The 14,718-nt window shown below is 70.9% G+C and carries 12 protein-coding genes and 1 tRNA gene; 4 read left to right on the forward strand and 9 right to left on the reverse strand.

The window, feature by feature from the left end:
• Positions 1-80: 80 nt before the first annotated feature.
• Entirely contained in the window at positions 81-734 is a 654-nt protein-coding gene (locus C9F11_RS11345) for a response regulator (RefSeq protein ID WP_138959153.1), read from the reverse strand.
• A gap of 101 nt (positions 735-835) precedes the next feature.
• Between C9F11_RS11345 and C9F11_RS11350 the strand changes: the two genes are divergently transcribed.
• Positions 836-919: transfer RNA gene (locus tag C9F11_RS11350), tRNA-Leu, on the forward strand.
• A gap of 82 nt (positions 920-1,001) precedes the next feature.
• A complete protein-coding gene (locus tag C9F11_RS11355; RefSeq protein WP_138959154.1) occupies positions 1,002-1,790 on the forward strand; it encodes a helix-turn-helix domain-containing protein in 789 nt (262 codons plus the stop codon).
• A 13-nt stretch (positions 1,791-1,803) separates the two neighbouring features.
• Here C9F11_RS11355 and pyk read toward each other — a convergent pair whose 3' ends face one another.
• Together pyk and C9F11_RS11365 are read right to left on the reverse strand one after the other, a co-directional pair.
• Entirely contained in the window at positions 1,804-3,234 is a 1,431-nt protein-coding gene (gene pyk, locus C9F11_RS11360) for a pyruvate kinase (RefSeq protein ID WP_138959155.1), read from the reverse strand.
• A 174-nt stretch (positions 3,235-3,408) separates the two neighbouring features.
• A complete protein-coding gene (locus C9F11_RS11365; protein ID WP_138959156.1) occupies positions 3,409-4,113 on the reverse strand; it encodes an SIMPL domain-containing protein in 705 nt (234 codons plus the stop codon).
• 144 nt (positions 4,114-4,257) lie between these two features.
• Between C9F11_RS11365 and C9F11_RS11370 the strand changes: the two genes are divergently transcribed.
• Positions 4,258-6,057, forward strand: a complete 1,800-nt coding sequence (locus tag C9F11_RS11370; RefSeq protein WP_138959157.1) for a 5'-nucleotidase C-terminal domain-containing protein — start codon at positions 4,258-4,260, stop codon at positions 6,055-6,057.
• Between the two features lie 16 nt (positions 6,058-6,073).
• Positions 6,074-6,466, forward strand: coding sequence for a hypothetical protein (locus tag C9F11_RS11375; protein WP_138959158.1), 393 nt, complete (start codon positions 6,074-6,076; stop codon positions 6,464-6,466).
• A 52-nt stretch (positions 6,467-6,518) separates the two neighbouring features.
• On the opposite strand, the gene C9F11_RS11380 is transcribed toward C9F11_RS11375, so the two are convergent.
• The 6 genes from C9F11_RS11380 to C9F11_RS11410 form a co-directional block, all read right to left on the reverse strand.
• Entirely contained in the window at positions 6,519-7,964 is a 1,446-nt protein-coding gene (locus C9F11_RS11380; protein ID WP_138959159.1) for a SidA/IucD/PvdA family monooxygenase, read from the reverse strand.
• Positions 7,961-9,349: an aminotransferase class V-fold PLP-dependent enzyme gene (locus C9F11_RS11385; protein ID WP_138959160.1), complete on the reverse strand. Its 1,389-nt coding sequence runs from the start codon at positions 9,347-9,349 to the stop codon at positions 7,961-7,963. The genes C9F11_RS11380 and C9F11_RS11385 overlap by 4 nt, the downstream gene beginning before the upstream one ends.
• 365 nt (positions 9,350-9,714) lie before the next feature.
• The gene (locus C9F11_RS11390; protein WP_138959161.1) at positions 9,715-10,569 is read right to left on the reverse strand and encodes an NAD(P)H-binding protein; all 855 of its coding nucleotides are present in this window, start codon (positions 10,567-10,569) and stop codon (positions 9,715-9,717) included.
• Between the two features lie 158 nt (positions 10,570-10,727).
• Positions 10,728-13,229: an aminopeptidase N gene (gene pepN / locus C9F11_RS11395; RefSeq protein ID WP_138959162.1), complete on the reverse strand. Its 2,502-nt coding sequence runs from the start codon at positions 13,227-13,229 to the stop codon at positions 10,728-10,730.
• A gap of 84 nt (positions 13,230-13,313) precedes the next feature.
• The gene (locus C9F11_RS11400; protein ID WP_249401689.1) at positions 13,314-13,691 is read right to left on the reverse strand and encodes a chorismate mutase; all 378 of its coding nucleotides are present in this window, start codon (positions 13,689-13,691) and stop codon (positions 13,314-13,316) included.
• An 11-nt stretch (positions 13,692-13,702) separates the two neighbouring features.
• Positions 13,703-14,602, reverse strand: a complete 900-nt coding sequence (locus C9F11_RS11410) for an AraC family transcriptional regulator (protein WP_138959164.1) — start codon at positions 14,600-14,602, stop codon at positions 13,703-13,705.
• Between the last annotated feature and the right edge of the window lie 116 nt (positions 14,603-14,718).

The following is a 14,718-nucleotide window of genomic DNA, read 5'->3' on the forward strand; positions in this document are numbered from 1 at the left end:
GCGGTCACCCCGGTGTGGGGTGACCGCCCTCGCTGCGGTCTTCTCTCCGGCCTCCCGCCGACGGGGGCCGGTCGCGCCGCTCAGCCCTTCGACGCCTTCTTCTCCTCGGCGTCCTCGATGACCGCCTCCGCCACCTGCTGCATCGACAGACGACGATCCATCGACGTCTTCTGGATCCACCGGAACGCCGCCGGCTCCGTCAGGCCGTACTCCGTCTGCAGAATCGACTTCGCCCGGTCCACCAGCTTCCGCGTCTCCAGGCGCTGCGTGAGGTCCGCGACCTCCTTCTCCAGCGTCTTCAGCTCCGTGAACCGCGACACCGCCATCTCGATCGCCGGTACGACGTCACTCTTGCTGAACGGCTTCACCAGGTACGCCATCGCCCCCGCGTCCCGGGCGCGCTCCACCAGGTCCCGCTGCGAGAACGCCGTCAGCATCAGCACCGGGGCGATCGACTCCTCCGCGATCTTCTCCGCCGCGGAGATCCCGTCCAGGACGGGCATCTTCACGTCCAGGATCACCAGGTCCGGCTTGTGCTCCCGGGCCAGCTCGATCGCGGTCTCACCGTCACCGGCCTCACCGACGACCGTGTAGCCCTCCTCCTCCAGCATCTCCTTGAGGTCGAGACGGATCAGTGCCTCGTCCTCAGCGATGACGACGCGGGTCGTCAGGGGCGGGACGTGCGACTTGTCGTCGGACGCGTCTACGGCCTTGGGCGACTCGGGCGGGGTCACGGGGGCTCCTCGTTCATGGCAGGTGCGCTGCCTCGTCAGGGTACCTAGCTGCGACGCCGGGAGGTGAACCGGTATGCTTCCCGGGAGCGCGCCGCGCTCTGGCCGGGTTGGCGGAATAGGCTTACGCGGATGTCTCAAACACATCTGTCCGAAAGGACATACGGGTTCGAATCCCGTACCCGGCACGCTCAATAGCGGAGGATCACGTTCTCGTGAACCTCCGCTTTTTGCTGCACACGAATGCGATCCGTCGCACAGAGTAGCCGCATGAACCTTTACGGCACAGAGGTGCGGCAGAAGGCATTGGCCCTGCTGCACGGCGGAGTGCGGAATGCTGACGTCGCACGTCAGCTAGGTCTCCCGCCAAGCACCGTCGGGGTATGGCTCCACCGAGACCGGGCCCGGCGAGGCGAGCTGCCGCTCGCGCGACCCCATGAATGCCCACGGTGTGACAAACGGAAGCTCGACACCAAGGCGTACTCCTACCTTCTGGGCTGGTACCTGGGAGACGGCTATATTTCCCAGCACTCGGACCACAGAGCCCCCAGCCTCAGAATCACCTGTGACGATTCTTGGCCGGGTCTCATGGACGAATGCGAACGGGTAGTGAGAGCGGTCTTCCCGGACGGCTCGACATGCAGAGCCCGCAAGGTTGGCTGCCACGACATCAAGATTTACTCGACTCACCTTCCGTGCCTATTCCCACAGCACGGCCCCGGCAAGAAGCACGAGCGAACCATCGCTCTCGAATCCTGGCAACAGGACATCGTCGACGCGTACCCCTGGGAATTCATCCGGGGGCTCATCCACTCCGACGGGTGTCGGGTCACGAACTGGACCACCCGGGTCGTCGCGGGCGAGCGGAAGCGCTATGAGTACCCCCGGTACTTCTTCACCAACAAGTCCGACGACATCAGGAAGCTCTTCACCGACACCTTGGACAAGGTCGGAGTCGGGTGGACGAGCCTGGCGCGGGGCAGCGACCCGTTCAACATATCCATCGCCCGCAGGGCCTCCGTAGCCCTCATGGACGCGTACGTCGGGCCGAAGTACTGAACCCGCCCCGGGGTCAGCGGGAGGCCTCGCCGATGTGGTGGACGCGGACCAGGTTCGTGGAGCCGGAGACTCCGGGCGGGGAGCCCGCCGTGATGATGACCGTGTCGCCCGGCCGGCAGCGGCCGATCTTGAGGAGGTGCTCGTCGACCTGGGCGACCATCGCGTCGGTGGAGTCGACGTGCGGGCCGAGGAAGGTCTCCACGCCCCAGGTGAGGTTGAGCTGGGAGCGGGTGGCCCGGTCGGGGGTGAAGGCCAGGAGGGGGATCGGGGAGCGGTAGCGGGAGAGGCGCTTGACGGTGTCGCCGGACTGGGTGAAGGCGACGAGGAACTTGGCGCCGAGGAAGTCGCCCATTTCGGCGGCGGCGCGGGCGACGGCGCCGCCCTGGGTGCGGGGCTTGTTGCGTTCGGTGAGGGGCGGGAGGCCCTTGGCGAGGATGTCTTCCTCGGCGGCTTCGACGATGCGGGCCATGGTGCGGACGGTCTCGATGGGGTATTTGCCGACGCTGGTCTCGCCGGAGAGCATGACGGCGTCGGTGCCGTCGATGACGGCGTTGGCGACGTCGCTGGCTTCGGCGCGGGTGGGCCGGGAGTTGTCGATCATCGAGTCGAGCATCTGGGTGGCGACGATGACGGGCTTGGCGTTGCGCTTGGCGAGTTTGACGGCGCGCTTCTGGACGATGGGGACCTGTTCCAGGGGCATTTCGACGCCGAGGTCGCCGCGGGCGACCATGATGCCGTCGAAGGCGGCGACGATGTCGTCGATGGCGTCGACGGCCTGGGGCTTTTCGACCTTGGCGATGACGGGGAGGCGGCGGTTCTCCTCGTCCATGATGCGGTGGACGTCGTCGATGTCGCGGCCGCTGCGGACGAAGGAGAGGGCGATGACGTCGAAGCCGGTGCGCAGCGCCCAGCGGAGGTCGGCTTCGTCCTTGTCGGAGAGGGCGGGGACGGAGACGGCGACGCCGGGGAGGTTGAGGCCCTTGTTGTCGGAGACCATGCCGCCTTCGATGACGGTGGTGGTGACGCGGGGGCCGTCGACGGCGGTGACTTCGAGGGTGACTTTGCCGTCGTCGACGAGGATGCGTTCGCCGGTGGTGACGTCGTCGGCGAGGCCGGTGTAGGTGGTGCCGCAGATGTGGCGGTCGCCGGGGACGTCGGGTTCGACGGTGATGGTGAACTCGTCGCCGCGTTCGAGGAGTACGGGGCCTTCGGTGAAGCGGCCGAGGCGGATCTTCGGGCCTTGAAGGTCGGCGAGGATGCCGACGCTGCGGCCGGTCTCGTCGGCGGCCTTGCGCACGCGCTGGTAGCGGTCCTCGTGGTCGGCGTAGCTGCCGTGGCTGAGGTTGAAGCGTGCCACGTCCATTCCGGCTTCGACCAGGGCCTTGATCTGGTCGTAGGTGTCGGTGGCGGGTCCCAGGGTGCAAACGATTTTCGCTCGGCGCATGTCTTCGACAGTAGGCCTTACTGGTCGGTAGAGGATTGGTTGGGCGTGACTACTCAACAACCGTTGGGTGAAAGGCTCTTGACAACTGTTGAAGTGTGCGCGGGCACGCTCTGATGAGCATGTTCAAGGGTCGATGGGGTGGTGTGTGATGACGGGGGCGGGTGGTGCGGTGGCTCACAGTCGTGGGGGGTTCATGGTGAAGCGTGCGTTGACTTGGGCGTAGACGGACTGGCGTTGGGGTTCGAGGTCGAGTGCGGGGGCGGCTTCGGGGCCGCCGGCGAAGGCGGCGCGGGCCATTCCGGGGGGTGCGGGGTAGGCGTAGTCGGGGGTGTGGTCGGCGCCGATGTCGGCGAGTTCGACGAGGGCGTCGAGGGTGGTGCCGAGGGCTTCGGCGTATTCGCGGGCGCGTTGGACGGCTTCTTTGACGGCTTGTTGGCGGGCGGTGCGGTGGGCGGGTGAGGTGGGGCGCAGGGACCAGTAGGGGCCGTCGACGTGGGTGAGGTCGAGGTCGGCGATGCGGGTGGTGAGTTCGCCGAGTGCGGTGAAGTCGGTGAGTTCGGCGCTGATGTGGACGCGGCCGTGGTAGGTGCGGACGCGTTCTCCTTTGCCGCGTTTGGTGAGTTCGGGGGTGATGGAGAAGGCGCCTGTTTCGATGCGCTCGACGGCTTCGCCGTAGGTTTTGATGAGGGTGATGACGTCGGTGTTGCGGCGGGTGAGGTGGGTGAGGGCGTCGCGGCGGTCGGTGCCTCGGGCGTTGACGGTGATGCCGATGCGGGCGATTTCGGGGTCGACTTCGAGGCGGGCTTCGCCGCGGACCGCTACGCGGGGGGCGTCGGGGGTGCCGTAGGGGGTGGTGGGTGTCTGTTCGTGGGTGGTCATGGGTTCCACTGTGGCACCGGGGCGGGGTTCGGGGTGGTCATCGGATCGAAACCTCGTGGGGGTGTTGTCGTGGGGGGCTTCTGGGCCAGAATCTACGCGCGTCGTCAGGGCGTGTGGATCATGAGGGTTCGTGAGGGAGTTTCGATGCCGCTCGACAGAAGGTCGTTCCTGGGTAGTTCCGCCGCCGCGGGTGCGGGGGTGGCGCTCGTGGGTCCTGCGGCGTCCGCCGGGGCGGCGCCCGCGGCGCGGCCGGGCAAGGGGCCGGGGCGGTATTCGTTCACGGTGATGGGGACGACGGATCTGCACGGGAACGTCTTCAACTGGGATTACTTCACGGACCGGGAGTTCGACGACAAGAACCACAACGATGTGGGTCTGGCGAAGGTCTCGACGTTGGTGTCGCGGGTGCGTGCGGAGAAGGGGCGTCGCAATACGCTGCTGATCGACGCGGGTGACACGATTCAGGGTACGCAGTTGGCGTACTACTACGCGAAGGTGGATCCGATCACCGCGGCGCGGGGTCCGGTGCATCCGATGGCGCGGGCGATGAACGCGATCGGGTATAACGCGGCGGCGCTCGGGAACCATGAGTTCAATTACGGGATTCCGGTGTTGCGGAAGTTCCAGGAGCAGTGTGATTTCCCGTTGCTCGGGGCGAACGCGTTGGATGCGAAGTCACAGCGGCCTGCTTTTCCGCCGTACAGCATGCATCGGTTGCGTACGCCGCACGGGCGGGATGTGCGGGTCGCGGTGCTCGGTCTGACGAATCCGGGGATCGCGATCTGGGACAAGGCTCATGTTCAGGGCAAGATGACGTTTCCGGGGCTTGAGGAGCAGGCGGCGAAGTGGGTGCCGCGGCTGCGTTCGATGGGTGCGGACGTGGTGATCGTGTCGGCGCATTCGGGGTCGAGCGGTACGTCGTCGTACGGGGATCAGTTGCCGTATGTGGAGAACGCGGCGGCGTTGGTGGCGCGGCAGGTGCCGGGGATCGACGCGATTCTGGTGGGGCACGCGCATACGGAGATTCCGGAGTATGTGGTCGAGAACGAGGCGACGGGCCGGAAGGTGGTGCTTTCGGAGCCGTTGAAGTGGGGGCAGCGGCTGACGTTGTTCGACTTCGACGTGGTGTGGTCGAAGGGCCGTTGGCGGGTGGAGAAGGTGGGGGCGAAGGTCCTGAACTCCAACGCGGTGGCGGAGGACGAGCGCATTACGCGGCTGCTCGCGGGTGAGCACCGGAAGGTCGTGGCTTATGTCAATCAGGTGATCGGTACGTCGAAGGCGGCGATGAGTACGGCGGAGGGGCCGTACAAGGATGTGCCGATCATTGATCTGATCAGTCATGTGCAGGCGGAGACGGTGCGGGTGGCGCTGGCGGGGGGTGCGTACGGGAAGCTTCCGGTGGTGTCGCAGGCGTCGTGCTTCTCGCGGACGGCAGGCATTCCGGCGGGTGAGGTGACGATCCGGGACGCGGCGGGTCTGTATCCGTTCGAGAACACGCTGGAGGCGCGTGTGCTGACGGGTGCGCAGTTGAAGGACTATCTGGAGTTCTCGGCGCGCTACTACGTGCGGACGGCTCCGGACGCGCCGGTGGATCCGGCGGGGCTGACGAACGCGGACGGGGTGCCGGACTACAACTACGACGCGTTGTACGGGGTCGCGTACGACGTGGACATCGCGCAGCCGGTGGGTTCGCGGATCGTGGGGTTGCGGTTCGAGGGGAAGCCGGTGGATCCGGCGGCGGAGTTCGTGTTGGCGGTGAACAACTACCGGGCGAGCGGGGGTGGCAATTTCCCGCATGTGGCGAGGGCCCGGCAGGTGTGGGCGCATTCGGACGAGATCCGTAACACGATCATCGCGTGGGTGAAGGCGAAGGGCACGGTGGATCCGGCGGAATTCGCGCGGGTGGACTGGCGGTTGACGCGTGCGGGGATTCCGGTGTTCTGAGGCGGGGGTTGTCGCGATGCATGAGGATCTTGCTGCCGCGCTGGCGGTGGTGCGGCGTGATCTGTCGGCCACGTGTGCGGTGCAGCCGATCGTCCGTGAGGAGGTGGACTTCGACGGGGATCCGCTGGTGATGCTGTACGAGGCGGACGGTTCGGGGGTGGGGGTTTCGGTGCCTGCGGGGGTGGGTCCGGCGGAGCAGGTGGCGGAGTTGGCGGAGCAGGTGAAGGACTGGGCGGTGGAGGCGTTGGCGGCGTTGTTGTTGCCGGCGACGTGGCCGGAGTGTCCCGACCATCCGCTGGGTCATCCGTTGGGTGCGCGGGTGGTCGGGAGTGTGGCGGTGTGGTCGTGTCCGCGGTCGGGGCGGGTGGTGGCGCCGGTGGGGGCGCTGGCCGAGGTGGCCGGGGGCTGAGGGCCCGGGGGGGGTGGGGCCTGGGTCCGGGCCTGGGGTCCGGGCCTGGGGGTCAGTTCTTCAGGTGGACGAGGGTGCCGCGGTGTTCTCCGCCGGGGCGGGGGGTGGTGCGGTGCGTCGGCTGGTGGAGGCCGAAGTGGGTGAAGGCGGTGCGCTGGGGCTGGGGGTAGGGCTCTGTGCCGGTGAGGGAGTTGAGGATGCCTGCGCTGCGCCAGGCGGCGAGGCCGAGGTCGGGGGCGCCGACGCCGTGGGTGTGGCGTTCGGCGTTCTGTACGTAGACGGTGCCGGTGATGGAGGGGTCGAGGGCGAGGCGGTGGTGTTCGTCGATGCGGGGGCGTTCGGCGGAGTCGCGGCGGAGGTAGGGGTCGAGTCCGGCGAGGAGGCGGTCGAGGGGGCGTTCGCGGTAGCCGGTGGCGAGGATGACGGCGTCGGTGGTGAGGCGGGAGCGGGTGCCTTGTTCGACGTGTTCGAGGTGGAGTTCGACGCGGGTGGTGGCGACGCGTCCGGCGGTGCGGACGTTGACGCCGGGGGTGAGGACGGCGTCGGGCCAGCCGCCGTGGAGGGTGCGTCGGTAGAGCTCGTCGTGGATGGCGGCGATGGTGTCGGCGTCGATGCCCTTGTGGAGTTGCCACTGGCCGGGGACGAGTTGGTCGCGGACGGTTTCGGGCAGGGCGTGGAAGTAGCGGGTGTAGTCGGGGGTGAAGTGTTCCAGGCCGAGCTTGGAGTACTCCATGGGGGCGAAGGCGGGGGTGCGGGCGAGCCAGTGGAGTTTTTCGGCGCCCGGGGGGCGGTGGCGGAGGAGGTCGAGGAAGACTTCGGCGCCGGACTGTCCCGAGCCGATGACGGTGATGTGGTCGGCGGTGAGGAAGCGGTCGCGGTGCAGGAGGTAGTCGGCGGCGTGGATGACGGGGACGGTGGGGGCGTCGGCGAGGGGCTTGAGGGGTTCGGGGACGTGGGGGGCGGTGCCGATGCCGAGGACGATGTTCTTGGCGTGGGTGCGGCCGAGGGCTTCGGCTTCGCCGTCGGCGTCGAGTTGGGTGAAGTCGACGTCGAACAGGTCGCGTTCGGGGTTCCAGCGGACGGCGTCGATCTGGTGGCCGTAGTGGAGCTGGGGGAGGTTGTCGCTGACCCAGCGGCAGTAGGCGTCGTATTCGGCGCGCTGGATGTGGAAGCGCTCGGCGAAGTAGAAGGGGTAGAGGCGTTCGCGGGTCTTGAGGTAGTTGAGGAACGACCAGGGGCTCGCGGGGTCGGCGAGGGTCACGAGGTCGGCGAGGAAGGGGACTTGGAGGGTGGCGCCGTCGATGAGGAGGCCGGGGTGCCAGTGGAAGGCGGGGCGCTGTTCGTAGAAGGCGGTGTCGAGGCCGAGGGGCTGGGCGAGGGCGGCGAGGGAGAGGTTGAAGGGGCCGATGCCGATGCCGACCAGGTCGCGGGGGTTGTCGGGGGTGGTGGGTGCCGGGGTGGCCTGGTCGGGGGCGCCTGGTGGGCGGGTCGGGGTCATCGGGGGGTGGTTCCTTCCACGAGCTTGAGCAGGGTGGTGAGGTCGTCGGGGGTGGTGTGGGGGTTGAGGAGGGTGGCTTTGAGCCAGCGGCGGCCGTCGAGTTGGGCGCGGCCGAGGACGGCGGTGCCGTCGGTGAGGAGGGTGCGGCGGATGTGGGCGATGTGGTCGTCGTCGGCGTGGGTGGGCCGGAAGAGGACGGTGCTGATGGTGGGGGCGGCGTAGAGGTCGAAGCGGGGGTGGGCGGCGATGTCGTCGGCGAGGCGGCGGGCCTGGTCGCAGACGTGGTCGACGAGGGCGCCGAGTCCGGTGCGGCCGAGGGCCTTGAGGGTGATGGCGATCTTGAGTGCGTCGGGGCGGCGGGTGGTGCGCAGGGAGCGGCCGAGGAGGTCGGGGAGGCCTGCTTCGGTGTCGTCGTCGGCGTTGAGGTAGTCGGCGCGGTGGGTGAGGGCGTGGGTGTCGGTGGGGTCGCGGACGGTGAGGATGCCGGCTGCGGCGGGCTGCCAGCCGAGTTTGTGCAGGTCGAGGGTGACGGTGTCGGCGCGGTCGAGGCCGTGGAGCTTGGCGCGGTGGGTGTCGCTGAAGAGGAGTCCGGCGCCGTAGGCGGCGTCGGTGTGGAGGCGGGCGCCGTGGGTGGCGCACAGGTCGGCGATGGTGGTGAGGGGGTCGATGAGGCCGGCGTCGGTGGTGCCGGCGGTGGCGGTGACGAGGAGGTCGGTGTCGTCGGCGGTGTGGGTGGCGAGGGCGGTGGCGAGGGCGGCGGGGTCGAGGACGCCGGTGGGGGCGGGCACGGTGACGGGGGCGGGCAGGCCGAGGAGCCAGGCGGCGCGGTGCAGGGAGTGGTGGGCGTTGGCGCCGGTGAGGATGCGCAGGGTGCGGCCGTGGGCGGTGGCGCGTTCGCGGGCGAGGAGCAGGGCGAGTTGGTTGGACTCGGTGCCGCCGGTGGTGATGAGGGCGTCGCCGCGGCCGTGGACTTCGGTGGCGAGGGTGGTGGTGAGGAGGGCTTCGAGGGCGGAGGCGGCGGGGGCCTGGTCCCAGGAGTCGAGGGAGGGGTTGAGCGCGGAGGCGGCGAGGTCGGCGGCTGCGGCGAGGGCGAGCGGGGGGCAGTGCAGATGGGCCGCGCAGAGGGGTTCGGCGGGGTCGGCCGCGCCGTGGGCGGTGGCGTGGACGAGGGTGCGCAGGGCGGTGTGGGCGCCGGTGCCGTGGCTGGGCAGCAGGGGGTGGGCGGCGGCGTGGACGCGGGCGGCGACGGTGGTGGGGCCGCCGGGCGGGAGGGGGCCGCCGCGGGCCGCCGCGCCTTCGCGGAGGGCGTCCAGGGTGACGGTGAGCAGGGGCCCGAGGGCGTCGGGGCCTTGGGCGCCCCCGGCGAGGGGCGGCGGGGTGCGCATGGGCGGTGACCTCCGGTGGGCGGACGGGGGCACCAGCCTGGTGGGTGGGGGTGGGGCGTGCGGTGGGGTGGGGGTTTCGGAACCCGAAAGGGGTACGGCTGTGCGGGGAAATCGTGTCTGCGCGGGGTGGAGGTGCTAGGGGCTGCGCCGGGCCTTGCGGGGGGGGGCTGCCCCGGCCCGCTCCTTCCAGAGGCCGGGGGCCTCGGCCCGCTCCTCCAGGGGCCGGACGGGCGCCTCGGCCCCTTCCTTCCAGACGGCGCACGCGCTGCCCCGGCCCGCTCCTTCTGGGGGCCGGGGCACCGTGGCGGCGCCGCGCGCCTCGTCCTTGAGCGTCGGACGGGCTCGGTGGTTGCTGGTGCGGGCGCTCAGTTCGTCGTACGGAAGTCGTCCGCGTGGTCCTGGGCCCACTGGGCGTAGGTGCGGGCCGGGCGGCCCGTGATGGTCTGGACCGTGGTGGTCAGGGGCGGGGCCGTGTCGAGGGTGGCGGCGAGGGAGGCGACGAAGCCGGGGACCAGGTCGGCGGGGATGAGGGGGAACATGTCGGGGACGACGTCCTGGGGCGGTATCTCGGTGTAGGTGAGGGGGCGGCCGATGGCGTGGGCGATGGCGGCGATCTGTTCCTCGGTGGTGATGGCTTCGGGGCCGGTGAGGACGTGGGCGGCGCCGGTGTGGCGCTCCAGGAGGCTGTGGCGGGCGACGGCGGCGATGTCGGCTTCGTGGATGGGTGAGTTGAGGCCTCGGGCGTAGGGGCCGCGTACGGTGTCGCCCGCGTGGATCTGCCGGACCCACTGGAGGGTGTTGGTGGCGAAGACGCCGGGGCGCAGGAAGGTCCAGTCGAGGCCGCTGTCGCGGACGTCCTGTTCGAGGGCGCGGTGCCAGGTGTGGATGAACGACTCGTGTTCGGGGTCGGGTGCGTCCTCGACGGCGATGCTGGACAGGACGGTGACGTGCTGGACGCCTGCGGTGCGGGCGGCGGCGAGGAACGCGGCGGTGTGGTCGCCGGTGACGGAGGCGTGCAGGAAGAGGGCGTCGGCGCCGTCGAACTGGGCGGTCATGTCGGCGGGGTCGGCGCTGACGGTGAGGCTGGTGACCTCGGCGGTGGCGGGCAGGTGGGCGCGGCCGGGGTCGCGGACGAGGGCGCGTACGGGGGTGTCGGTGGCGGTGAGTTGGTCGATGAGGGCGCTGCCGACGTTTCCGGTGGCTCCGCTGACGACGATCATGGTGGGCTCCTCGGGTGTGCGGGTGGGGCCGGGCCGTCGGGTGTGGTCCGTCGGTCCGGTCCGCTGTGTGCACGACCCTAGGCAACCGGAGGGGTTCTCCGGATCGTCGTGAGGGCGGAGCTCGGCCTAGGGCATCGGTCCTAGGCCGAGCGGCCGGGTCAGCCCTGTTCGGCCTTGCGGCGCACGCGCAGGGCCCGGGCCAGGTCGTCGAGCTGGTCGGTGAGGCGGCGGCGCAGCGCCGGGGTGAGGTCGGTGCGGGCGAGGCAGGCCTCGCCGAGGCGCAGGGTCTCGTCGTCGACGGCGGACGGGAAGGCGTGGCGGCCCGTGGCGTCGGCGATGGCGGGGCCGCGCCGGGCGGCGAGGTCCACGGCGTCGTCGAAGTAGCGGGCCAGGTAGGGGCGTACGAGGTCGTCCTGTTCGGGCTGCCAGAAGCCCTGGGCGGTGGCGATGAACAGGGAGTTGGACAGGTCGTCGGTGGTGAACATGGCGTCCCAGGCGCGGCGTTTGGCGTCGGGGTCGGGCAGGGCGGCGCGGCAGCGGGCGGCGCCTTCCTGGCCGGTGGCGCTGGGGTCGCGGCGCAGTTCGGCGGCGATGGTGTCCTCGTCGGCCTCGCCGAGGACGGCGAGGCGGGCGAGGGCGCGCCAGCGCAGTTCGGGGTCGAGTTCGGGTCCGCCGGGTACGGCGCCCTGGGCGAGCCAGGTGTTGAGGGGCTCGGCCTGGGTGGCGGCGTCGATGAGGCCGCGTACGGCGATGAGGCGCAGGCCGGGGTCGGAGCCGTCCTCGGTGTGGCGGACGATGTCGTGGCAGAGGGCGTCGAGGGTGGCGCGGGCGGCGGGCCTGCGGGCGCGGGGGGTGTAGTGGTCGGCGATGACGGTGCCCGCGAAGGTGAGGACGCCGGAGACGAGGGCGAGGTCGGTCTCGGCGGGCAGGTGGGTGCGGGCGGTGTCGAGGTAGACGGCGGGTTCGAGGTCGCCGTCGCGGACCATGTCGCGCAGCGCGTTCCACAGGACGGCGCGGGTGAGCGGGTCGGGCACGCTGGACAGCGAGCGCAGGGCGGTGTCCTGGGAGACCGGGTCGAGGCGGATCTTGGCGTACGTGAGGTCGTGGTCGTTGGGGACGACGAGGGCGGGGCAGCCGCCGTCGCGCGGGGTGGGCGGGGACTGTTCGGGCAGGTCCGTCTCGTAGCGTTCGCGCAGGACGAGCTGGCGGCCGTCGGAGAGGTCGCGGTCGTAGACGCCGACGGCGACGCGGTGGGGGCGGCTGCCGTCGCGGTCGAGGCGCAGGGTCCAGGAGCGGCCGCTGTGGCTGACGGTGGGGGTGAAGGTGTCGACGCCGGTGGTGCGCAGCCAGGCCTCGGCCCAGGCGTGGACGTCGCGGTCGGTGGCGGAGGCGAGGTTGTCGATGAAGTCGGCGAGGGTGGCGTTGGCGAACTTGTGGCGGGCGAAGTGGGCGTTGATGCCCGCGAGGAAGTCCTTCTCGCCGAGCCAGGCGACGAGCTGGCGCAGGGCGCTGGCGCCCTTGGCGTAGGAGATGCCGTCGAAGTTGAGCAGGGCGGACGCGGTGTCGGGCACGGCGTCGGGGGCGGGGGCGACGGGGTGGGTGGAGGGGCGCTGGTCGGCGTCGTAGCCCCAGGACTTGCGGGCGACGCCGAAGTCGACCCAGGTGTCCGTGAAGCGACTGGCTTCGGTGAGGGTCTGGTAGCCCATGTACTCGGCGAAGGACTCGTTGAGCCAGATGTCGTCCCACCACTTGAGGGTCACCAGGTCGCCGAACCACATGTGGGCCATCTCGTGGGCGACGACCATGGCGCGGGTCTGGCGCTGGGTGTCGGTGACGGCGGAGCGGTAGACGAATTCGTCGCGGAAGGTGACGAGGCCGGGGTTCTCCATGGCGCCGGCGTTGAACTCGGGGACGAACGCCTGGTCGTAGGAGTCGAAGGGGTAGGGCTCGGCGAACTTCTCGTGGTAGCGGTCGAAGCAGGCGCGGGTGACGTCGAGCAGTTCGTCGGCGTCGGCGTCGAGGTGGGGGGCGAGGGAGCGGCGGCAGTGGAGGCCGAAGGGCAGGCCGCGGTGTTCGGTGCGCACGGAGTGCCAGGGGCCCGCGGCGACGGCCACGAGGTAGGTGGGCAGCGGGGGTGTGGGGGCGGCCTTCCAGGTGCCGCCGCCGGTGTGCTCGGTGACGCTGTTGGCGAGGACGGTCCAGCTCTGGGGCGCGGTGACGTCCAGCTGGAAGACGGCCTTCAGGTCGGGCTGGTCGAAGGCGGCGAAGACGCGCTGGATGTCGTCGAGGAAGAGCTGGGTGTAGACGTACGTCTCGCCGTCGCTGGGGTCGGTGAAGCGGTGCAGGCCCTCGCCGGTGCGGGAGTAGCGCATGGCGGCCTCGACGGTGAGCCGGTGCTCCCCCGCGGTGAGGCCGGTCAGGGGGAGCCTGTTGTCCGTCAGGGTGCCCGGGTCGAGGGGGGTGCCGTCGAGCGTGACGGAGCGCAGGTGCGCGGGCTTCAACTCGACGAACGTGTCGCCGTCCGCGGCGGCGGTGAAGGTGATCGCCGTGCGGGAGTCGAAGGTCTCCTCGCCGGTGGTGAGATCGAGGGCGATCTCGTACCGCCGGACGTCGAGGAGCTGGGCTCGGGTCTGCGCTTCGTCGCGCGTCAGTGCGGGCATCTGGCCATGGTGCCTGATGCGGCGGGGCGCCTGGCAGGGGGTGGCCCGGCCGGGGAGGGGCTTGTTCGCGGGGGTGCGCGCCGCTCAGGCCTTCTCGTTGGCGATGGTCTCGTGGTGGCGGATGACCTCGGCGATGATGAAGTTCAGGAACTTCTCCGCGAAGGCGGGGTCCAGTTTGGCGTTCTCGGCCAGTTCGCGCAGCCGGGCGATCTGGCGGGACTCGCGGGCCGGGTCGGCGGGGGGCAGCTGGTGGTTGGCCTTGAGGTGGCCGACCTGCTGGGTGCACTTGAACCGTTCGGCGAGCATGTGGACGACCGCGGCGTCGATGTTGTCGATGCTGTCGCGCAGTCGGCCCAGCTCGGCGAGCACGGCGGGGTCGGCAGGAGCGGCGGGAGCGGCGGCGTCGGCGGGAGCGGTGGGGTCGGCAGGGGCGGCGGGGTCGGCGGGGTGGTTCGTGGTCATGGCATGGGAGCCTACGTTGCCGCGCCGGGGCCGCCGGAGGTGAGCATGGGCGGGTCGTCGGGGTCGGGGACCTGCCGTGACCAGCCGCCGGGCACGGTGCGGCCCTGCTGGGCGCGGAAGCGCACCGGGGCCGTGCCGACGCGGCGGGTGAAGAGCCGGGAGAAGTAGGCGGGGTCGTCGTAGCCGACGCGGCGGGCGACGGCGGCGACGGGCAGTTCCGTGGCGGCGAGGAGTTCCTTGGCGCGGCCGAGGCGGATGCCGAGGAGGTAGTCCTTGGGGCTGCACCCGGCGCCGCGGCGTACGGCGGTGCGCAGCTCGGCGGGGGTCATGCCGTGCCGGGCGGCGTGTTCGGCGATGGACAGCGGCTGGAAGGCGTCGCGGGCCAGGGCCTGGAGGACGGGGTCGCCGTCGGGGGCGAGGTCGGCGCGGGCGCGGCGCAGGGCGACGAGGAGTTCGTGGACGGCGGCGGCGGTCTCGACCTCCAGGAGGGGGTTGCCGCGGCGGGCGGCGCGGGCGACGCGGGCGACGACGGCGCGGGCGGCGGCGGGGTCGGCGAGGGCGACGACGGGCCGCTCGGGTTCGATGTAGCCGAGTTCGGTGTAGGTGGCGGTGGCGGGCCCGGCGAAGTCGACGAAGCACTCGTCCCAGCCGGTGTGCGGGTCGGCGCCGTAGTGGTGGGGCACGCCGGGCACGAGCCAGATCAGGGCGGGCGCGGTGACGGGTGTGCGGCGGCCGTCGGGGGTGGCGTACCAGCCGCTGCCCGCGCTGACGACGAGGGCGACGTGGTGGTCGAGGGTGCGCGGGCCGACGGCGGGCAGGGTGCCGTGCTGGAGGCCGACGCCGAGGCACACCAGGCCGAGGCGGTGGTGGACGGGGCTCGGGGTGAAGTACCGCATCCAGGTGTGGTACATCCGCTGCGGCCCTCCCGGTCCGTCGTGTCCGGCCGCGTCCGGAGGGGTCCGTTCGCGTCCGGCCGCGCCTAGTCCAATCGGGCTCGATCTTTGTCCATGGACCGGGCCGCCCGCCA

Origin of the sequence: Streptomyces sp. YIM 121038 (assembly GCF_006088715.1) — a bacterium.
Classification (GTDB): domain Bacteria; phylum Actinomycetota; class Actinomycetes; order Streptomycetales; family Streptomycetaceae; genus Streptomyces.